This is a genomic window from Bradyrhizobium uaiense, assembly GCF_010811875.1.
Classification (GTDB): Bacteria; Pseudomonadota; Alphaproteobacteria; order Rhizobiales; family Xanthobacteraceae; genus Bradyrhizobium; species Bradyrhizobium uaiense.
In genome coordinates this window covers 1-269 of sequence record NZ_VKHP01000665.1, presented here as the reverse complement: position 1 = coordinate 269, position 269 = coordinate 1, and the positions used below count along the sequence as shown (strand labels likewise).

Annotated in this window: 1 protein-coding gene; it reads left to right on the top strand. The window is 59.9% G+C overall.

Annotated elements, in window-relative coordinates; all coding sequences use genetic code 11:
- Positions 1–82: glutamine synthetase (locus tag FNJ47_RS53505; RefSeq protein WP_163163613.1), on the top strand; the 82-nt coding region annotated here is incomplete at its 5' end.
- Positions 83–269: the final 187 nt, after the last annotated feature.

The window sequence follows — 269 nt, the reverse complement described above, 5'->3', positions numbered from 1 at the left end:
TTTCATCAAGAACGCGGAGATCGAGCGTTTCCAGGCCGAGGTGTCGGACTGGGAGCAGCGCGAATATTTCGAGATGTTTTGACCCCCTAATCCGTCATCCTGAGGAGCGCGCAGCGCGTCTCGAAGGATGCACGGCCCGGCTGGTGGCCGTGCATCCTTCGAGGCTCGCAAGCGCTCGCACCTCAGGATGACGGATGACGGGATCAAAACATCTCGAACTCGGTGCTCCCAGCAACTGATCACCGCCAGACTGCCGCGCACAAAGCGAT